Source organism: Aquihabitans sp. McL0605, assembly GCF_049993875.1.
GTDB lineage: Bacteria > Actinomycetota > Acidimicrobiia > Acidimicrobiales > Iamiaceae > Aquihabitans.
This window is the reverse complement of record NZ_CP188252.1, coordinates 1866142-1885415: the sequence shown is the minus strand read 5'-3', so window position 1 is coordinate 1885415 and position 19274 is coordinate 1866142. Positions and strand designations below refer to the sequence as shown.

At 73.7% G+C, this 19274-nt stretch carries 19 protein-coding genes; 10 read left to right on the top strand and 9 right to left on the bottom strand.

The features are described from left to right. Positions 1 to 26: 26 nt before the first annotated feature. Genes ACPPVX_RS08575 through ACPPVX_RS08565 form a run of 3 tightly spaced genes read right to left on the bottom strand, consistent with a single transcriptional unit; the run spans position 27 to position 2558 of the window. Positions 27 to 869: an SDR family NAD(P)-dependent oxidoreductase gene (locus ACPPVX_RS08575; protein WP_426574475.1), complete on the bottom strand. Its 843-nt coding sequence runs from the start codon at positions 867 to 869 to the stop codon at positions 27 to 29. Between the two features lie 49 nt (positions 870 to 918). Then, complete coding sequence (locus tag ACPPVX_RS08570) at positions 919 to 2097, bottom strand: thiolase family protein (RefSeq protein WP_426574474.1); 1179 nt, start codon at positions 2095 to 2097, stop codon at positions 919 to 921. Further along, complete coding sequence (locus ACPPVX_RS08565) at positions 2094 to 2558, bottom strand: Zn-ribbon domain-containing OB-fold protein (RefSeq protein ID WP_426574473.1); 465 nt, start codon at positions 2556 to 2558, stop codon at positions 2094 to 2096. Before ACPPVX_RS08565 ends, ACPPVX_RS08570 begins: the two co-directional genes overlap by 4 nt. A 160-nt stretch (positions 2559 to 2718) precedes the next feature. Here ACPPVX_RS08565 and ACPPVX_RS08560 point away from each other — a divergent pair, with 160 nt between their 5' ends. Further along, entirely contained in the window at positions 2719 to 3681 is a 963-nt protein-coding gene (locus ACPPVX_RS08560; RefSeq protein WP_426574472.1) for an LLM class flavin-dependent oxidoreductase, read from the top strand. Next, the gene (locus ACPPVX_RS08555; RefSeq protein WP_426574471.1) at positions 3678 to 6011 is read left to right on the top strand and encodes a CoA transferase; all 2334 of its coding nucleotides are present in this window, start codon (positions 3678 to 3680) and stop codon (positions 6009 to 6011) included. Before ACPPVX_RS08560 ends, ACPPVX_RS08555 begins: the two co-directional genes overlap by 4 nt. A 106-nt stretch (positions 6012 to 6117) precedes the next feature. On the opposite strand, the gene ACPPVX_RS08550 is transcribed toward ACPPVX_RS08555, so the two are convergent. From ACPPVX_RS08550 to ACPPVX_RS08540, 3 genes are all read right to left on the bottom strand, one after another. After that, positions 6118 to 7314, bottom strand: coding sequence for an amidohydrolase family protein (locus ACPPVX_RS08550; RefSeq protein WP_426574470.1), 1197 nt, complete (start codon positions 7312 to 7314; stop codon positions 6118 to 6120). A gap of 192 nt (positions 7315 to 7506) precedes the next feature. Then, positions 7507 to 7923: a nuclear transport factor 2 family protein gene (locus ACPPVX_RS08545; RefSeq protein WP_426574469.1), complete on the bottom strand. Its 417-nt coding sequence runs from the start codon at positions 7921 to 7923 to the stop codon at positions 7507 to 7509. A gap of 14 nt (positions 7924 to 7937) precedes the next feature. Beyond that, on the bottom strand, positions 7938 to 8573 hold the full coding sequence (locus ACPPVX_RS08540; RefSeq protein ID WP_426574468.1) for a TetR/AcrR family transcriptional regulator: 636 nt from the start codon (positions 8571 to 8573) through the stop codon (positions 7938 to 7940). 229 nt (positions 8574 to 8802) lie between these two features. Here ACPPVX_RS08540 and ACPPVX_RS08535 point away from each other — a divergent pair, with 229 nt between their 5' ends. Both ACPPVX_RS08535 and ACPPVX_RS08530 read left to right on the top strand, forming a co-directional pair. After that, positions 8803 to 9879 carry a Zn-dependent alcohol dehydrogenase gene (locus ACPPVX_RS08535; RefSeq protein ID WP_426574467.1) on the top strand — a complete coding sequence of 359 codons (1077 nt, stop codon included), beginning with the start codon at positions 8803 to 8805 and terminating at the stop codon, positions 9877 to 9879. Continuing rightward, positions 9872 to 10648, top strand: a complete 777-nt coding sequence (locus ACPPVX_RS08530) for an SDR family NAD(P)-dependent oxidoreductase (protein WP_426574465.1) — start codon at positions 9872 to 9874, stop codon at positions 10646 to 10648. Before ACPPVX_RS08535 ends, ACPPVX_RS08530 begins: the two co-directional genes overlap by 8 nt. Before the next feature lie 22 nt (positions 10649 to 10670). Here ACPPVX_RS08530 and ACPPVX_RS08525 read toward each other — a convergent pair whose 3' ends face one another. Further along, the gene (locus ACPPVX_RS08525) at positions 10671 to 11459 is read right to left on the bottom strand and encodes a hypothetical protein (RefSeq protein WP_426574464.1); all 789 of its coding nucleotides are present in this window, start codon (positions 11457 to 11459) and stop codon (positions 10671 to 10673) included. 263 nt (positions 11460 to 11722) lie between these two features. Between ACPPVX_RS08525 and ACPPVX_RS08520 the strand changes: the two genes are divergently transcribed. Beyond that, positions 11723 to 12358, top strand: coding sequence for a hypothetical protein (locus ACPPVX_RS08520; protein ID WP_426574463.1), 636 nt, complete (start codon positions 11723 to 11725; stop codon positions 12356 to 12358). A 16-nt stretch (positions 12359 to 12374) separates the two neighbouring features. Here the strand turns inward: ACPPVX_RS08520 and ACPPVX_RS08515 are convergent, their stop codons facing one another. Next, entirely contained in the window at positions 12375 to 13016 is a 642-nt protein-coding gene (locus ACPPVX_RS08515) for a dihydrofolate reductase family protein (protein WP_426574462.1), read from the bottom strand. An 88-nt stretch (positions 13017 to 13104) separates the two neighbouring features. Next, on the bottom strand, positions 13105 to 13947 hold the full coding sequence (locus ACPPVX_RS08510) for a FadR/GntR family transcriptional regulator (RefSeq protein ID WP_426574461.1): 843 nt from the start codon (positions 13945 to 13947) through the stop codon (positions 13105 to 13107). A gap of 80 nt (positions 13948 to 14027) precedes the next feature. Between ACPPVX_RS08510 and ACPPVX_RS08505 the strand changes: the two genes are divergently transcribed. Genes ACPPVX_RS08505 through ACPPVX_RS08485 form a run of 5 tightly spaced genes read left to right on the top strand, consistent with a single transcriptional unit; the run spans position 14028 to position 19198 of the window. Next, on the top strand, positions 14028 to 15179 hold the full coding sequence (locus tag ACPPVX_RS08505; protein WP_426574460.1) for an acyl-CoA dehydrogenase family protein: 1152 nt from the start codon (positions 14028 to 14030) through the stop codon (positions 15177 to 15179). Then, positions 15176 to 16120, top strand: a complete 945-nt coding sequence (locus ACPPVX_RS08500) for an acyl-CoA dehydrogenase family protein (protein WP_426574459.1) — start codon at positions 15176 to 15178, stop codon at positions 16118 to 16120. The genes ACPPVX_RS08505 and ACPPVX_RS08500 overlap by 4 nt, the downstream gene beginning before the upstream one ends. Beyond that, positions 16120 to 16899, top strand: a complete 780-nt coding sequence (locus tag ACPPVX_RS08495) for an enoyl-CoA hydratase/isomerase family protein (protein WP_426575016.1) — start codon at positions 16120 to 16122, stop codon at positions 16897 to 16899. Before ACPPVX_RS08500 ends, ACPPVX_RS08495 begins: the two co-directional genes overlap by 1 nt. Then, positions 16896 to 18089, top strand: a complete 1194-nt coding sequence (locus ACPPVX_RS08490) for an acyl-CoA dehydrogenase family protein (RefSeq protein WP_426574458.1) — start codon at positions 16896 to 16898, stop codon at positions 18087 to 18089. Before ACPPVX_RS08495 ends, ACPPVX_RS08490 begins: the two co-directional genes overlap by 4 nt. Further along, a complete protein-coding gene (locus tag ACPPVX_RS08485; RefSeq protein ID WP_426574457.1) occupies positions 18086 to 19198 on the top strand; it encodes an acyl-CoA dehydrogenase family protein in 1113 nt (370 codons plus the stop codon). The genes ACPPVX_RS08490 and ACPPVX_RS08485 overlap by 4 nt, the downstream gene beginning before the upstream one ends. The last annotated feature ends 76 nt before the right edge of the window (positions 19199 to 19274 follow it).

Genomic DNA, 19274 nt, shown 5'->3' with positions numbered 1-19274 from the left:
TCGTCTGCCCGACCTCCGGTCCGCGCCTAGCTCTCGGGGGGTGCGGGGACGCCTCGGAGGTGGGGGGCCATGAGGAGGGGGGTCACGCTCAGGACGCCGGACTCGACGGGGAGGGTGGCGCCGGTGATCCATCGGGCCTCGTCGCTGGCGAGGAAGGTGGCCGCCCACGCCACGTCCCAGCCGTCGCCGGGCGTGCCGAGCAGGCCGGCCTCGGAGCGCATGGCGTTCATGAACTCGAAGCTCGCCGGGTTCGACACCGACATGACCATGGGGGTGGTGATGTGCCCAGGCGCGATGGCGTTGACGCGGATGCCGTCGCGGCCGTGCGAGTACGCCATGTCCACGGTCATGGCGAGCAGGGCGCCCTTGGCGGCTGAGTAGGCCAGGGTGCCGTCGCCGCGCAGCGCCGAGATCGACGAGATCATCACGATCGAGCCGGCGCCCTTGGCGGTCATCACCGGCACGGCGTACTTCGACGCCAGGAACGCGGAGCGCACGTTGATGGCGAGCGACCGGTCCCACTCCTCCTCGGTGGTGTCGACCACGGTGCCCAGCTTCGGCAGGCCCACGTTGTTGACGAGGATGTCGAGCGTCCCGAAGGCGTCGACGGCGGCGTTCACCATGGCCTCGCAGTCCGCCGCGCTGGTGACGTCGGCGGCGAACACCTTGGCCGTGCCGCCCTCGGCCTCGATCATGGCGAGGGTCTCCTCGGCCCGTTCGGGGTGGAGGTCGGCGAGCAGCACGCTCGCCCCCTCGCGGGCGAGCTGCACCGCGGTGGCCTTGCCCGTGCCGATCCCGGCCCCTGGCGTGGATCCGGCCCCGGTGACGATGGCGACCTTGCCCTCGACCCGTCCTGCGCGCTCGCTCATCGTTGTGCTCCTGTGCTCTGTTCGTTCAGATCTGTCATCGGGCCGGCCCTCATCGGGTCAGCACGGCGGCGCCGGCCTCGTAGCCGCCGACGTTGGTCACCACGGCCACCTCGGCGCCGGCCACCTGGCGGGCGCCGGCCTCGCCGCGCAGCTGGCGGACCGCCTCGGCCGTGTGGCCGAACGCGGCGTGGAGGCGTCCGCCCGAGAGCTGCCCGCCCCACGTGTTGAGCGGCAGCTCGCCGTCGAGCGAGATGCGGTGCCCGCCCTCGACGAACGCGCCCGCCCCACCGGTCTCGCAGAACCCGAGCGCCTCGAGCCACCACACGGCCTCGATGGTGAAGCCGTCGTAGAGCTGGGCGACGTCGACGTCGGCGGGGCCGAGCGCGCTGCGCTCCCAGAGGGCGGTGCCGGTGGCGTGGCCGACGCGGCCCATGTCCTCCCACTGCTCCCACGACGGTCGGCCGTCGATGACGCTGGCCATCGACTCGATGCGCACCGGGCTGCGCAGGTCGGCGACCGTGTCGGCGGCCGACACCACGATGGCGGTGGCGCCGTCGACGGGCACGTCGCAGTCGAACAGGCACATCGGCGTCGAGATCATCCGCGAGGCGAGGTAGTCGTCGACGGTCAGCGGGTCGCGGTAGACGGCATCGGGGTTGAGGCCGGCGTGGGCCCGCTGCGTGACGGGGATCCAGGCCAGCTGCTCGCGGGTCACGCCGAACTCGTGCATGTAGCGGGCGGCGTACGGGGCGATCTGGACGACGGGCGACAGCATCCCGACCGGCAGCAGCCACGCGAGCGGGCCCTCGGCCACCGGCTTGGTCGAGCCGTAGGCGGGCCGGCCGCCGGCGTTGCGGGCCGCGCTGCCCTCCTTCACCGTCCGGTAGATCACGACGTGGCGGGCGGCGCCCGAGGCCACGGCCATGGCCGGCGCCGAGAACGGCAGGCTCATCCCCTCGACCTGGCCCTGGCGCCAACGGGTGGTGATGCGCAGGGCGTCCTGCACCTCGTAGAGGTTGGCGGTGGAGTAGCCGGGCACGTTGGCGACGCCGCCGCCGGGGAACATGGCCAGGCCGTCGATGTCGTCGATGGTCAGCCCGGCATCGGCGACCGCGGCGAGGATGGCGTCGAGCGTGAGCTGGAACCCGGACCGGTCGATCTGGCGGCCGATCGCCGACTGGCCCACACCGGAGATGACGGCGCGGTGCTCGAAGTGCTCGGCGCTCATGCCCGCTCCTCGACGGTGGCTGCGGTGGCGCTGGTGGACGTGGCGGTGGCGGTGGTGGCCGCCACGAAGCTCGGGATGGCGAAGCCGCCGGGGCCGGGCTCGAAGCCCACCTCGACCTCGTCGCCGATGGCGGCGTCGGCCGGGTCGATGCCTCGGAGGCGACCGACGACGCGCACGCCGGGGTGGTCGTAGAACTCCACCAGCACGACGGCGAACGGGACCTCCAGGTCGGGCAGCCAGCGCTGGTGGTTCACGGTGAGGCTGTAGATGCGCCCCGGGCCCGTGACGTCGACGGGCTCGAGCACCCGCCCGCGGCACACCCGGCAGATCCCGCGGGGTGGGAAGGCGTCGGTCCCGCACGCGGTGCACCGGTCGATGACCAGGCGGCCCTCGGCCGCGGCGGCCCAGAACGCTTCGGTCTCGTCGGTGACGGCCGGGGGGATCCCGGTGGTGGCGTCCACGTGCTCCTTCGGATCGGTCGGTGGCAGCAGGGTGCCAGCTGGTCGGGCGGGGTGCTCGGGGGCCGGGCCCCGGAGCAGTTTGAGAGTGTACGCTCACTTCTCGCGGTGGGGTGCGGAGTGCGCCCGCAGCCGTGCCGGGACGAGTCGGAGAGGTGTCGAGTTGCCAGCTGATCGCATCACCCTCGGGGCCGCGGCGCTCCCCGAGCCCGACCGGGACTGGCTCGCCGCCGTGGAGCAGCTGCCCATCGATTCGGTCTGGCAGGGCGGGCACCTGCTGCCCCGCACCGGCACCGGCGAGGCGATCACCCGCCTGGCGCTGCTCACCGCCTGGACCGAGCGGGTGCGCGTCGGCACGGCGATCCTGCTGCTCCCGCTGTACCACCCCGTCGTGATCGCCAAGCAGGTGGCCGACCTCGATGCCCGGTCGGGCGGCCGGGTCACCCTGGGTGTCGGCGTCGGCGGCGAGTTCCCGGCCGAGTTCGACGCGGTCGGCGTGCCGGTGGCCGAGCGCGGCGCCCGCACCGACGAGGGGATCGAGATCCTCCGGGCCCTCTGGTCCGGCGAGCGGATCACCCGGAAGGGCCGGTTCCACGACCTCGACGAGGTGCAGCTCGTCCCGGTGGTCCCGCCGGGGATGACGTCGTCGCCGATGCAGCCCGGCGGTCCGCCCATCGTGGTGTCGGGGCGCAAGCCGCCGGCGATGCGGCGGGCGGCGCGTGCCGGCGACGGCTGGATGCCGTACCTCCTGTCGGCCGACGCCTACGCCCGCACCGTCGACACGGTCACCACCCACGCCGACGAGCTGGGCCGCGACCTCGACGGGTTCGAGTGGATGCTCTACCTGTACTGCTCGATCCGCGCCGACGGCGACCGGGCCCGCCGCGACGTGCGCCAGTTCCTCGGCAGCGCCTACGGCGACAAGCCCGACGAGATGCTCGACCGCATCGCCCCCGCCGGGACCCCCGATGAGGTGGCTGCCCGGGTGCAGGCCTACCTCGACGCCGGCGTCCGCCACATCGTGATCTCGCCGGCCACCCCCGCCGACACGCTCGAGGTGGTCACCCTGGCCGCCGCCGAGGTGCTCCCGCAGCTGAAGCTGCCCACCACCGGAGCGCGGGCATGACCGGGCCGTGCGATGGGCTGGCCGTGGTGGAGGTGGCCGTCGGCGTGAGCGACCTCGGCCTCGGCCTCGCCGGCGGCCTGCCCGGCCGGATGCTCGCCGACCTCGGCGCCACCGTCACCCGGGTCGTCGGCACCGAGCCCATCGAGATCGACCGCGGCGTCACGTGGACGCGCTCCTGGCACCGCGACAAGCAGGTCGTCGCCACCGACGATCCGGTGCAGATCGCTGCGCTGCTCGCCACCGCCGATGTGGCGCTGGTCTACGGCGACGAGCCGGTGGTGGAGCAGCGGGGCCTGGGTTACGGCGACGTGAGCCGGACCAACCCTGCGCTGGTCTACGCCCGCTGCCGGCCCAGCCGCACCGGTGCGGGCGCGGTCGACGACTTCGGCCTGCTCGTCGAGGCCCGCGCCGGGTTCTGCACCCAGCTCGCCGGCCACCGCCCCGGCCCCACGTTCGTCGACGTCCGGGCGCCGGGCTCCGGGGCGGCCTTCCTGCTCACCACCTCGGTGCTCGCCCTGCTGAACCGGCGCGCCGCCACGGGCGAGGGCGGGTGGGCCGACACCTCGCTGTACGACGGGATGCTCGCCACGCTGGGCTGCATGATCGGCCGGCCCGAGCGGGCCAAGCCCGACGTCGAGAGCTACTGGCAGCACGGCTCGACGTTCCCCAACTTCCTCTACCGCTGCGCCGACGGCGAGCTGATCCAGGTCTGGTTCGGCGGCAAGGGCATGTACGTGGCCCTGCTCGACGTGCTCGGCGACGAGCCGAGCCCGAACGGCTACTACGACGACCAGATCACCGGTGCCCTGAACGACCGGGCCCTGCGCTGGCGGTCGCTGTTCGCCACGCAGACCCGCGACGTGTGGATCGAGCGCCTCCGCGCTGCGGGCGTGGCGTGCGAGCCGGTGCTCCACCCCGGCGAGGTGCTGTCGGACCCGCACGTCACCGAGATCGGCCTGTCCGTGCCCCTGGTGCACGACGGCCACGACGACCTGGTCGCCGGCTCGCCCATCGCCGTGGCGCCCCTGGTCGACCACCCGGTGGAAGCGGTCGATGGGAAGCCGGCAGACCCCTCCGAGGGGCCGGTCGCGGTGGCCGGCACCGCCGGCGGGCCGGCGCCGGTGGCGAGCGGTGACCGTCTGCTCGAGGGGCTGCGGGTCGTCGACTTCTCGGCGTTCGTCGCCGGGCCCCTGGGGGCCCAGGTGCTTGCCGACCTCGGCGCCGATGTGATCAAGGTCGAGCCGCCCGCCGGCGAGGCCATGCGCGCCGCGGCGTACGCGGTGGCGGCGTGCCAGCGAGGCAAGCGCGGGTTGGCGCTCGACATCGGCGACCCGGCCGCGCGCCCCGTCGTGGAGCGGCTCCTCGACTGGGCCGATGTGGTGCTGCACAACTTCCGCGTCGGCGTGTCGACGCGCCTCGGCATCGACGAGGCCGTCGTGGGCGAGCGCAACCCCGGTGCGGTCTACTGCCACGCCAGCGGCTTCGGCACGGGCGGGCCGCGGGCCACGTCGCCGGGCAACGACGCCTTGATGCAGGCGCTCACCGGCTTCGAGGTGGCGGTCGGTGGCGCGGGCAACGACCCCATCGCCGGCACGTGGATCCCGATCGACATGACCGGCGGCTGGGTCGCCGCGATCGGCATCCTCGCCGGGCTCTACGCCAAGGCCACCACCGGCCGGGGCCAGCAGGTCGCCACCAGCCTGCTCGGGGCCGGCATGGCCCTGCAGAGCGGGGTGTTCCAGCGCGACGGCGAGGTGATCCCGGGCCCCGAGCTCGACGGCGGCCAGACCGGGTACGGCCCCGGCTACCGCATCTACGAAGCCGCCGACGGCGAGTGGTTCGCCCTCGTGGTGCCCGATGCCGCGGCTTGGGAGCGGCTGCGCGGCGTGGTCGTCGACGCGGTGCTCCCCGCCACCTACGCCCCGCTGCGCGGCGGGACCGACGACGCCCTCGCCCGGGACGCCGAGCTGGCGCTCGAGGTGGGGTTCAAGGCCGCCTCGGCCGCCGAGTGGGTGACGCGGCTGCGGGCCGCCGACGTGCTGGTGGAGCCCATCGAGCCGATGGACCGCGACCAGTTCCGTCGCGGCATCCTCGACGATCCGGTGAACCGCCTGCTCGGCCGGGTGGCGTCGTACGCCACCGCCGACTGGGGCTGGTTCGAGCAGATCGGGCCGCTGCTGCGGTGCGGCCCGTCAGCAGGTGGGGGACCGGCCGGCCGGATCCCGCGCGTGGGCGAGGACACCGTCGGCGTGCTCGAGGAGCTGGGCTTCGATGCCGGCGCCATCGAGGTGCTCCTCGGCGCCGACGTCGCCCGCCAGCTCCGGACCTGAGGGCCACCTGTCCGAGGGCGCGACGGCGGTGCGCCACGGGCGATCGCCCTGCCGCACCCCCTGTCGCCCGCTGCCTGGTGACCGTGATCGCTGAGGTGGGGAGCCGCTACCCGGCGGGCACCGCGTCGCGCAGGCCCAGCAGGCCGGCCGTGTTGGTGCGGAGGACCTGGCGGGTGGTGACCGGGTCGCAGCCGTCGAGCAGGGCGCAGAAGTCGGCCGGCTCGCGCAGCCCCTCGGGGTGCGGGTAGTCCGATCCGAACAGCACGTGCTCGGCGCCGAGGATGCCGATGAGCTCGACGACGTCCTCCTCGGGGAACGGGCACACCCACAGGTGCTCGGCCAGGACCTCGCTGGGTCGCGCCGGGAGCTCACCGCCGAGCATCGGGCCGCGGCGACCGAGCGCGGCGGCCTTGTCGACCATCTTGAGCAGGGCCTTCAGCCAGCTGCTGCCGTTCTCGATCGACATGATCTTCACGTCGGGGTGGCGCCCGAAGAGGTTGTGCAGGCTGAGGGCGCACAGCGTGTCGACGATGGGTCGCTCGGTGCTGCACAGCGCCCACTGCAGCGGTGACTGCTTGTGGGAGGGGTTGCGCGGGTCCTCGGACCACAGGCGGCCGACGTCGGCGTTGTAGCCGCTGTTGGACACGTGGAACGCGACCGGCACGCCGGCCTCGGCCACCGTCGCCCAGAACGGGTCGAACATGGGGTCGGCGGGGGAGTGGCCGCCGATGGGCCCGGGCCGCAGGTGCACCACGCGGGCGCCGGCCTCGAGCACCCGGTTGAGCTCGGCCAGGCCCCGGTCGAGATCGAGGAGCGACAGCATCGGCACGGAGAAGAGGCGGCCGTCGTCGCCGTAGCCCCAGTCCTCTTCGAGCCACCGGTTGAACGCGCGCAGGCTGGCGTAGCAGAGGTCGAGATCGCCCTGCATGTCCTGCTCGACGGCCACGCCGAGCGTCGGGAGCATGATCGTGGCCTCGAGGCCCTGCTCGTCCATGAGGGCCAGGCGGGCGCCGCGGTCGATGAACGCCGGGTGGTCCTTGGCGTTGATCACCTCGCGGTGGGTGAAGCCGTCGGCCACCTCGCCGGCGAAGAGCCCTTGGAGCGCACCCGGAGCCGACGCGTGGTCGCCCGGCATCACGCTCATGAACGTGCGCGAGCTGCCCAGGAACACGCGGCCGAGACCGTCCTTGCTGCGATCGACCCGGATGGTCGCGTCCTGGTACCGGGCCTCGATGTGGCGCGAGAAGCAGTCGTCGGGCTCGTAGTAGTGCCCATCGGCATCGATCAGCGGGTATTCCTGCACCGGGACCTCCTCCACTGGCGCTTAGAAAGTGAGCGCACAGTTACTTACTGTCCCAGGCGGCAGCCTCGGCTGTCAACCTTCTGCGCCGACATCGGCGCGCGGACGAGCCCTCGCTGGCCCGTCAGCGGGGTGGTCGTCCGCTCGGCGTCGCGCCACCACACCGGGGATGGTGGGGTGGGTGGGTCGACCCGGCTACTGCGGGTCGAGCGTGGCCAGGAGGGCGTGGACGTCCTGGGGGAAGACGCGGATCTCGGTGATGGCGCCGTCGGCCGCGGTGAACAGCTCGACCACGTCGGTGGTGGCCGAGCGTCCGGTGTCCTTGGCCGTCCAGGTCTGCGTGGTGACCATCACGGCCACGTCGCCGGCATCGATCAGGCGCGACGACGGATCGATCACCCGGTCCCAGTGGCGGGCGAAGGTGGCCGACATGGCGTCGATGCCGCCGAGGCCGACGTTGCGGCCGCCGTGGGGGAGCGATGCCGGCTGCTCGATGCAGATGCCGGGGGCGTAGAGCGCGCGGGCGTCGTCGATGGCGCCGGCGCGGAACCGGCGGCCGAGCTCCTGCACCAGGGCGGCGGGGCCCTCAGGTGCGTCGGGTGCGGTGGTCATGGCCGGCCGTCCGATCAGGAGGGGTCGCCGATGGCGGGGAAGAACCCGTCGCGGGTCCCCTCGCTCACCAGCTTCACCGCCCGGTCGACGTCGAAGCGGGGCTTGTGCCGGCTCTCGAGCGACACCATGAGGGCGATGCCCATGACGGCACGCGCCGCGATGTCGGGCGACTCGAGCTCGAACCCGTAGCGCTGCTCCACCTCGCGCCACGCCTCGGCCAGGCGGTCCATGGCCACCGAGAAGCTCTCGCGGTAGAAGCGCTTGGCCACCTGCGGGTCGCCGAACAGCACGAGCCCGAGGAGCGGGAGCACCTCTTCGAGCGTGGAGATCAGCTGGCGGTAGAGGCCTTCGAGGGTCTCGATCTGGCGCTCGGGGGTGAGCGGCTCGTCGCGGTCGACCACCTCGGTGGCGGCCACGAGCTGGTCGACGGCCTCGCTGAGCGGCTCGACCACGGCCTCGAAGAACAGCTGGTCCTTGCTCTCGAAGTGCCGGTAGATCACGCCCTCGCTGATGCCGCCCTTCTCGGCGATGGCGCGGATGGTGGTGCCGTTCATGTCGCCGGTCTCGGAGAACGCCCGGCGGGCGGCCTGCAGGATCGACTTGCGGCGGGCTTCGGCGTTGAGGCGCTTGGCGCGTGGCGCACCGGTCACCGACTTGGAAGCGCGGGGCGGTTGCCTGGCCAATCGATTCCTCCTCGGAACGCACCCGCGCGGCGTGCGCGAACCGGGCCAGACTACGGCATCGCAGCCCGAAGAAAGTAGTTCCTCACTCGGAAGTCGAAAATGGCCGGTGGCCGGTCCCGATGCTGGTGGGGGGCCGCTGGCAGCCCTACCATGAGCGAGCGCTCGCTCACTTCGGGACCCAGGGAAGGACCATGCGATGCACGCAGCAGTCGCCTACGAGGCGGGCCAGCCGCTCGTCGTCGAAGACCTCGACCTGCCCGAGGTCGGACCCCGCGACGTGCTCGTCCGGCTGTCCGCCAGCGGCATCTGCCACACCGATCTGACCGTCATCGACGGCCTGTCGGCGCTGCCGCTGCCGATGGTGCCGGGCCATGAGGGTTGCGGGGTGGTCGAGGAGGTCGGGGCCGAGGTCCAGCGCGTGCGCGTGGGCGACCGCGTGGCCGCCTCGGTGTCGCCCGCGTGCGGCCGGTGCTGGTGGTGCCTCAACGGGATGTCGCAGCACTGCGAGCTCAAGCCCGTCGTGTCGGCTCACCACCGTTACACCCTCCCCGACGGCCGGACCGCCCCCGCGCTGTGCGGTTGCGGCACCTTCGCCGAGGCGATGGTGGTCGACGAGGCCTCGGTGGTCGCCGTCCAGACCGACCTGGCCGACGAGCAGCTCGCGCTCCTGGGCTGCGGCGTCACCACCGGCCTGGGCGCCGCACTCATCACCGCCGGCGTCACGCCCGGCGCCACCGTCGCCGTCATCGGGTGCGGGGCCGTCGGCCAGTCGGTGGTGCAGGGCGCCCGCATCGCCGGGGCGGCCACCATCATCGCGATCGACCTGGCCGAGGCCCGACGCGACGCGGCCGTCGCCGTCGGCGCCACCCACGCGATCGACCCGGCGGCCGGCGACCCGGTCGAGCAGGTCCGGGCCCTCACCGGCGGCCGGGGCGTTGACTTCGGCTTCGAGGTGGTGGGTCACCCCGACCTGATGGTCCAAGCTGTCGGCATGGTCCGCACCGCCGGCGTCGTCACCTTCGTGGGCATGCCCCCGAAGGACGCCATGCTCACGCTCCCCGCGGTCGGCGCCATCTTCTCGGGCAAGCGCATCCAGGGCTCGGTGGTGGGCGGGGCCCAGATCCTGCGGGACATCCCGCGGTTCATCCGCCTGGCCGAGTCGGGCCGGCTCGACCTCGAGTCGATGGTCTCGCGGCGCATCGGTCTCGCCCAGATCAACGAGGGGATCGACCTGCTGCGCCAGGCCGACGGCGTCAGGACCGTCGTTGTCTGACCCGGTGCCCGCCGCGTTCGAGCGCTTCCGGCTCGACGGGCGCGTCGCCCTGGTCACCGGGGCCTCGTCGGGCCTGGGCGAGGCGGCGGCTCGGGCCCTGGCCTCGGCCGGTGCCCGGGTGGCGGTGGTGGCCCGGCGGCTCGACCGCCTCGAAGCGCTGGCGGCCGAGATCGGCGGCCAGGCCGTGGCGTGCGACCTCCTCGACGACGATCAGCTCGATGCCCTGGTGCCCACCGTGGCCGCCCGCCTCGGTCCGCCCGAGATCGTGGTCAACACGGCCGGCCACATCATCGGCGGCGACCGCGCCGAGGACGAGGCGCCGGCCAACATCGACCAGACCCTCCGCCTCAACCTGGTGGCGCCGTTCCGGGTCGCCCAGGCGGCCCACCCGCACATGGTGGCGATCGGGCGCGGCTCGGTGATCAACGTGTCGTCGATCAGCGGGCTCGTCGGCATCCCGGGCATCCCGCAGGCGTCGTACGCGGCGAGCAAGGCCGGGCTGTCGGGGCTCACCGTCGAGCTGGCCGTGCAGTGGGCCCCGCAGCGCATCCGCGTGAACACGGTGGCGCCCGGCTTCTTCCGCAGCGAGATCACCGAGTCGCTCTTCGAGGGCGAGCGGGGGAGCCAGTGGCTCCGCCGCAACACGCCGCTGCCCGACGTGGCCACCGCCGACGATCTGGTGGGCGCCATCTCGTGGCTCGCCAGCGACGCCGCCCGCTACGTGACCGGCCAGACCATCGTGGTCGACGGGGGCTGGACCGCCCGCTAGCGCGCTGGGGCCGGCCGCCGACCTAGGGCTGGTCGAGCAGCTGGGTGATCAGGGGCTCGTAGGCGTCGGTGGGCGCCGGCTCGGACAGCGCCCGGAACACCACCGCTCGGATCAGCAGCTGCCTCCCGTGCGGGCCGAGCACCAAGGGATCGAGCCGCTCGTCCTGAGCGTGGTCGACCGCTCGGTCGACGAGGGCGATCGCGTCGGCGTAGCGCGCCGCGCGCCAGTAGGGGCTGATGTCGATGACGGCCGGAGGCAGGCTCGCGTGGAACAGGACGTTGCCCGCGAGGTCGCCGTGCACCAGCTGGCAGGGAAGGGAGAGGGGCCGTCGAGCCTCGGCCAGCAGCGCGAGCGATCCGGGGAGGGGTGGGGCCGACTCGCCCCACGCGGCCCGATCGGCGTGGGCCCACCGGTCGTGTCCCCGCATCGCGGCGCCCCACTGGACCGGGGCGACGGCGGCGTGGAACCGTGCCGACACGTCGAGTAGCTCGGATCGCGTCGCGCTCCGTGGCTCGCCGTCGAGCCAGTGCCAGGCGGTCCAGCCGTCGACCACCCACGTCCCATCGACGCTCCGGGCCGGGCGCGCCACGCGGACGGTCTCCGAGGGGGCCAGGCCGTCCAATGCGTCGGCCAGCCAGGTGGTGCGGGCCGGCTCGGGCGCCGGCTTGAACACGAGGAGGCCGGAGCGGAAGGCATCGCCCTGTCCGCCCGGCAACGGCGCCACCTCGTCGACGCCCCACGCTCGCAGGACCGACCCCGGCGGTGGCGCGTTGCCGCCGACTCCCTGCGCCCGAGGAGTGGAGTCGCCCATCTCCGAAGCATGCCCGCCCCGGTCGTCCCCGCGCCGGCGGTTCGCTCCGTCCCCCCGGGGTGGTGCGGCCGTTGCCGCGCGTGCGGCCACGTCGCAGCGACAATCGTGTCGCCGGCCTGCGATTGTCGCTCCGACGTGGCCGGACGCGGACGGTCGGCACCGGGAAGGGTCGCGTGGATCCGGTCTGCGTCGTGGCCTCGGCGGGCGGGAGACCTGGTCGCAGGAGCAGATCGCCTGAGGTGGCGGCGTGGGAGGATGGGCCGGTGCGGGATGCGGAGCGGTGGTGGGCCGTCGCGGCGGGGACGCTCGGCCTGGCCTGCTTCGTTGCGGGCGCGCTGCTGACGCGGGCTCCGGCCGTCGACCGGCCGATCGAGGAGGCGGTGACGGATCTCGTCCAGCGCCGCCGGGTCGTGCTCTCGGGCTCGGTGATCTCCATCACGGGAGCCGCCCTGCTGCTCTGGCCGCTCGCCCTGGTGGCCGCGGAGCCAGGCTCGGATGGTTGGCGGTCGCTGGCCGTCTTCTCGATGGCGGCGTGGGTGTTCGGCTTCGGGTTCCTCGCGCTCGGCTCCCTGCTCCTGATCGGGGTCGTCTGGCGCGTCGACGGTGGTCCGGGCCCAGGCCTCGCCCGGGCCCTCCTCGACATCAGCCACCTCGCCGTGTGGTCGGTGTCGGCGCCGATCGGCGCGCTGTCGGTCGCGGCCACCACCGCGCTCGGCGTCCAGGTCGGGCGCTTCGGTCCAGCCGTCGTGGTCGCGGCGGCGGTCAAGATCGCCACCGTCGTGGTGGAGCTCGCCGGCACCGGCCGCCAGCGCGGCTGGAACGCAGGAGGCTGGGCGCTCGGGGTGAGCGGGTACGCCACGGTCGCCTGGTTCGCGCTCGTCCTCGTCGCCCTCGCCTGACGGCGGCCGGCATCCTTCAGCGGGTGAAGGTGAGGTGGGTGACGCCGCTGGGCGTCGTGACCGCCTCGATCTCGTAGCCCTGCTCCCAGCCCTCCAGGCCGTCCCACAGGCGGACGCCGCGGCCGAGCAGGATCGGCACCTGCACCACGTGGAGGTGGTCGACCAGGCCGGCGGCGAGGAACTCGCGCACCATGGTGGGTCCGCCGCCGATGCGGACGTCCTGCCCGGCGGCGGCGTCGCGCGCCACCTCGAGCGCTTCCGTGGGAGAGGCATCGAGGAAGTGGAACGTCGTCCCGCCCTCCATCTCCATCGAGGGCAGCGGTCGGTGGGTCAGGACGTACGTCGGCGTGTGGAAGGGCGGGTCGTCGCCCCACCACCCGCGCCACGCCGGATCGTCCTGCCAGCCCGGAGGCCCGAACTTGTTCGCGCCCATGATCTCGGCGCCGATCCCGGAGCCGTGCCGTTCGGCGATCGCGTCATCGGCGCCCTCGCTGCCGCCCGGCTCGCGAAAGATCTCGCTACGGGCGTACCGGGTGGCGAACATCCACTCGTGGAGCCGCCGCCCGGCGTGGCCGAACGGCGTCTCGAGGGACTGCCCCTCTCCGGTGGCGAACCCGTCGAGCGAGATCGAGAAGTTGTGGATGCGGACGCGAGACATGGCGGTCTCCCTCAGGTGGTGGTGCGAGTCGGTCGGACTGGTTGACCGGTGCGGCGGCGAGATCTCATCGGTCGCCGGTGCTCGCTGTCTACAGGCGGCCGGAGTCGAGCGTGGGCTCGGCGCCCCGCCGGCGGGCGTAGGCGGCGTCGACCACGCCTTCGGGATCATCGGCGAGCACCAGGTCCTGCGTGGCCGCCACGTGCACCCGGACCAGGCGCTCGGCCTCGGCGGCGTCGCCCGCCTCGATGGCGTCGGCGATGCGGCCGTGGGTGCGCACCACGGCCCGCGCCTCGGCGACCGAGGGGTACTCGCCCCGGCTCGACCGGGACTCGGCCCACGCTTCCTCCTGCGCCGACCACAGCGCCACCAGGCTGCGGATGACCGAGCGCAGGGTGGCGTTGGGGGTGCAGGCGACGACGAGATCGTGGAACTCGCGGGCGGTGTGGGTGAAGTCGACGCCGTCGGAGACCAGCTCGGCCGACCGCTCGATGTTGTCGCGCAGCAGGGGCAGCACCGCCCGCTTGCGATCGGCGCGGCCGGCGCAGGCCGCCGCGCCCAGCGGCTCGAGCTGCTGCAGGGCACCCGCCAGGTCGGCCACCGACACGCCGTCGCCCTGGAGCACGAGCCCCAGGTGGTACGCCGCCGACCGCTCGTCGGGGCGGTGGGTCTCGAGGCCGCCGATCTTGCCGCGGCGCACGGTGACGAGGCCCTCGGTCTCGAGGATGCGGACCGCCTCGCGGACCGAGGGGTAGCTGACGCCGAACTCCTGGACGAGCTGGTCCTGGGTGGGCAGCGCGTACTGCTCGTCGCCGGAGGCGAGGATGCGGCGGCGCAGCTCGGCCGCCACCAGCTCGCCCACCCGGGGCTGCTGGACGCGGGTGCGCCGGGTGGCAGCGGGCGCCGTGCTCGCAGCGTCATCCGGGGCGGCCATGGGTGGGACCGTAGCAAGCTTGGTTGACGAATCCTTGTAAGTATTGATGGGATTGACCGAAGCGGATAGCTTGCCGACCGATGGACTTCGACCTGGGGAACGACGTCGCCGCCCTGCGGGAGCGGCTGCGGGGCCTGATCGCAGACGAGATCGCGCCCGACTACCTCGGCGCCTTCACCGCCAATCCCGATGACCTGGAGGTGGCGCAGCGGTTCTGCCGCCTGCTCGCCGCCCAGGGCCTGCTCTGCATGGCCTGGCCCGAGGAGTTCGGCGGTCGGGGCGCGTCGGCCTGGGAGCAGACCGCGGTGCGCGAGGAGATGTGGGCGCACCACGAGCCCCGCGGTGCGCAGTACATGGGCGTCAACTGGGTCGGCCCGACGATCATGCGCCACGGCACCGAGGCCCAGCAGGCGCTGCACCTGCCGCCGATCGCCAACGGCGAGGTGATCTGGTGCCAGGGGTTCTCCGAGCCCGACGCCGGCTCCGACCTGGCCTCCATCCAGACCGTGGCCCGCCGCGACGACGATGGCGACGGCTGGCGGATCACGGGGCAGAAGATCTGGACCTCCTACGCCACGATGGCGCAGTGGTGCTTCCTCCTGGCCCGCACGTCGAAGGAGGCCAAGAAGCACCAGGGCCTCACCATCTTCCTGGTCCCGATGGACGACCCGGCGATCGAGGTCCGGCCCATCGCCACCATGCTCGGGCCCCACCACCTCAACGAGGTCTTCATCGACGACCTGCACGTCACCGACGCCAACGTGCTCGGCCAGGTGGGCGACGGCTGGTCGGTGGTCCGCGAGGTGCTGTCGTTCGAGCGGGTCGGCATCGCCCGCTACGCCCGCTGCGAGCGGCTGCTCCAGGGTGCGCCCGCCGCGCTGGGCGACCGGTGGGACGACGTGTCCGACGACCTGCGCGGGCGCTGGGCCCGGATGCTCGTGCACTGCCGCCGGGCCCGGCTGCTCGCCTACTCCGTGGTGGCCGAGCAGGAGGCCGGACGGGTGGCACCCGCGAACGCGGCGACGTACCGCATCGCCGCCACCCGGCTCGACCAGGAGAGCGCCGAGGTGCTCATGGACCTGGCCGCCCTCGCCCCGCACGGCGACGAGGCCGACCGCTTCGTCCGCGCCGTCGAGGACCACCACCGCTACTCGGTCTCCGCCACCATCTCCTCGGGCAGCATCGAGATGCAGCGCATCCTCTTGTCCCGCGTCCTCCTGGCGGCATCGTGATCACCGACCTGAGCGACGAGGCCCAGGAGTACGGGCGCCAGGCCTCGCGCGCCTTCGAGGCGGCGGGCGGCGACGAGCTGGTCCAGCGCGGTGAGCGCGATCCCGAGCAGCGCCAGCACCTGGTCGACGCCGTCCTGGCCGAGCTGGGCGCCTGGGACCTCGATCCCGCGGCCAGCGCCGACGAGCTGGAGGCTGCGGCCGCGCTGTGCCGCAGCGCCGGCCGCCACGCCATCCCGCACCCGATCGCCGAGCGCCTCTCCAAGCCGAGCGACCTCGATGTCGACGGCTTGGTGGTCGTGGACGATGCCGCGCCCCGCGCGGCCGTCGGTGGCACCGACCTGCGCTGGGCCGCCGTGCACCTCGACGGCCGCCGCAGCCGCGCCACCGCCCGACCGATGACGGCGCCGCCGCGGAAGTCGGCGTTCGTGGTCGAGCTCGACCTCGAGCCCATCGACCAGCTCGGCGCCGGCGACCTCGCCCGCGCCCTGGTGCTGCCGTGCTGGACCCTGCTCGGCATGCTCGACCGGGCGATCGACCTGACCTGTGCCTACGTTCAGGAGCGCCAGCAGTTCGGGCAGGCCCTCGCGGGGTTCCAGAGCGTGCAGTTCCAGCTCACCGACGCCGAGGTCGAGCGCAGCGGCGTCGAGCAGCTCGCCCGGTACGCCCTCTGGAGCGTGCAGGCCGGTCGGCCCGAAGCCGTCGAGGACGCCCTCGCCCTCCGCCTCGCTGCCATCGAGGGCGCCGAGGTCGTGTTCCGCATCACCCACCAGCTCCACGGGGCCATCGGGTTCTGCGACGAGACCTTCTTGTCCTGGCTGTCCCGCGCCAGCCAACCGTTCCGCCGCATCCCCTTGGGGCGGGCCGCCACGACCCAGGAGCTGTCACAGCTCCTGGGTCGGCACGGCCTGTCAGGCTTGTACTCCACGGCCTTGGAGGGATGATGCAGTACGACCTGCCCGACTCGATGCGCATCGAGGTCGACGGCCCGATCCGCACGGTCGTCCTCGACCGTCCCGACGACCGCAACGCCATCGACAAGGACCTGCACCGGGCCCTCGCCCAGGTGTGGCGCCAGCTCGCGGCCGACCGCGAGGCCAAGGCCGTCATCCTCACCGGCGCTGGGCGGGCGTTCAGCGGGGGCGGCGACCTGGGTTGGATCACCACGTTCCTCGACGATCCGGTGGGCCGCGACGAGAGCCTGCGCGAGGCGGCCGAGATCATCGACGAGGTGCTGCGCTTCCCGCTCCCCGTCATCGCCGCCGTCAACGGCCCGGCCGTCGGGCTCGGCTGCAGCGTGGCCGTGCTCTGCGACGTGGTGCTCATGGCCGACACCGCCTACCTCGCCGACCCGCACGTCTCGGTCGGCCTGGTCGCGGGCGACGGTGGCGCCGCGTTCTGGCCGCTGCTCGCGCCGCCCCTGCGGATACGCGAGGCCCTCTTCACCGGCGACCGGATCGCGGCGGCCCAGGCGGTCGAGATCGGCCTCGCCTCGCGCACCGTCGCACCCGACGACCTGCTCGCCGAGGCCCACCGGCTGGCCACCCGGTTCGCCGCCCAGCCCGCCGAGGCCCTCCAGGCCACCAAGCGCGTCGCCAACATGCACCTGGCCCAGGCCCTGAGCGGCGCGGTGCCCGCCGGCCTGGCCGCCGAGGCCAAGACCATGCAGTCCGACGAGCACCGCCGCCTCCTGCTCGCGCTGTCCGCCCCGAAGCCCTCGTGAGCGACCTCGACGAGTTCCGCGCCTCGGTGCGCGACTGGTGCCGGGCCACCATCCCCGCCGACTGGCGCGCCGCCCAGACCGGTGTGGCCGACGACGCCTTCGTGTCGTTCCAGCACGACTGGTTCCAGGCGCTGCGCGCCGCCGGGTACGCCGTGCCGCACTGGCCCGCCGAGTGGGGCGGTGGCATGTCGACCGCCGAGCAGGTCGTGCTCTACCAGGAGCTCGCCGCCCACGACGCCCCTCGCCTGGTGATGGCGTTCGTGTCGATCCACCACGCCGCGTCCACGCTGCTGGTCGGCGGGACCGACGAGCAGCAGGCGCGGCACCTGCCGGCCATCCTCGACGGCGAGATCTGGTGCCAGGGCTTCTCCGAGCCGCAGGCCGGCTCCGACCTGGCCAGCCTGAGCTGCGCCGCCCTTCCCGTCGACGGCGGCTACCGGGTCACGGGCCAGAAGGTCTGGGTCAGCGGGGCGCTGCACGCCGACTGGTGCCTGCTCCTGGCCCGCAGCGACCCCGAAGCGCCCAAGCGCTCGGGCATCTCGTACTTCCTCCTCGACATGCGGTCGCCCGGCCTCGACGTCCGGCCCATCCGCCAGGCCACCGGCGAGTCGCACTTCTGCGAGATCTTCCTCGACGACGTGTTCATCCCCACCGAGAACCTCGTCGGCCCGGCCCACGCCGGGTGGCAGATCGCCCAGGCCACCCTCGCCGCCGAGCGCGGCATGACGATGCTGGAGCTGGCCGAGCGCCTCGGCAACGCCGGGTTCGGCTGGCTGATCGACGCCTGCGAGCGGCCGGGCCTCGGGGGAAGCCGACCGATCGACGACCCGGTGGTCCAGGACCGGCTGGCCGCCTTCGACACCGAGATCGCCGGGCTGCGCTCGTTGTGCCGCAGCCACGTCGACCGGGCCGACGCCGGCCTCGACGGGCCCGCCGACGCGTCGATCGTGAAGCTCTACTACTCCGAGCTGCTCCAGCGGATGACGGGGTTCGGCGCCGAGATCGTGGGCCTCTCCGGCCAGACCGTGCTGCAGAAGCCCATCTCGAGCGGCTGGGAGTCGGGCGCCTGGGTGCTCGACTTCATCAGCTCGTGGGAGTGGACGATCCCCGGCGGCTCGAGCGAGATCCAGCGGACGATCATCGGCGAGCGCGGCCTCGGTCTGCCCCGGGAACCGAAGGGCGCGTCGTGACCGACCTCTCCGAGCACCACGACGAGCTGCGCCAGGTGGCTCGAGACCTGCTGGCCGCGTCGCCCGACGGCGATCCCGGCTGGGCGCAGCTGGCGGAGCTGGGGTGGATCGGCCTGGAGGTGCCCGAGGCGCTGGACGGGTCGGGGGCCACGTTCGCCGAGACCGCGATCGTGCTCGAAGAGCTGGGCCGCGCCGCATCGACCACCGCCTTTTTCGGCACGGCGGTGCTCGGCGTCGGCGCCCTCGCCGCGGTGGCGCCCACCGACCAGCGGGATCAGCTCCTCCGCCAGGTGGCGGCCGGGCAGCGGACCGTCGCCGTCGCCCTCACCGCCGGCGGCGACGAGGCCCTGGCCGCGCCGCCGTTCTCCCTGGAGCGGACCGACGGCGGCCTCCGCCTCCACGGCCGGGCCGAGTTCGTGGTCGACGCCGCCGAAGCCGACGACCTGCTCCTCCTCGCCACCCACCCGGGCGATCCCGCGGCGCCCGGCATCGCCGGCGGGTCGAGGCTCGTGCTGGTCCGGGTGGCTCCCTTCCTCGTCGAGGTGGACGAGGTCCCCGTCGTCGACGCCACGCGGCGCTTCGGCACGGTCGCGGCCGACCGCGTGGAGATCGACGACGACGCCGTCTGGGCCTTCACCGGCGACGGTGGGGCGGCCGCCCAGCGGGTCCTCGACCGGGCCGCCGTGGCCGTGGCGTGCGACGCCATGGGACTGGCCGGCGCCATGCTCGACGCCATGGTCGCCTACCTCGGCGAGCGCCGCCAGTTCGGCCGCCAGATCGGTTCGTTCCAGGCGGTGAAGCACGCGTGCGCCGACCTGCTGGTGGAGCTGACGATCGGCCGTGAGCTGCTGACCGCCGCCGTCGCGGCCTCCGCCGCCGGCGACGTCGACGCGGGCCGGGCCGCCTCCCGGGCCGCGTCGTTCGTGACCGCGGCCGCCGTCGACGTGGTGGGCGAGGCCCTCCAGCTCCACGGCGCCATGGGCTACAGCTGGGAGAGCGGCCTCCACGTGTACCTCAAGCGGGCCATCCTCGACCGGTCGCTGTACGGCTCCCCGGCCGCCCACCGCCGCCGCCTCGCCGCCCTCCTCATCGCCGCCCGCCCCGCCTGACACCAGCCCGCGCGCACGCGGCTGGGTGGGCAGAACCGTGTCCATGCGGCACGGTTCTGCACCCGCCACGCCGAGC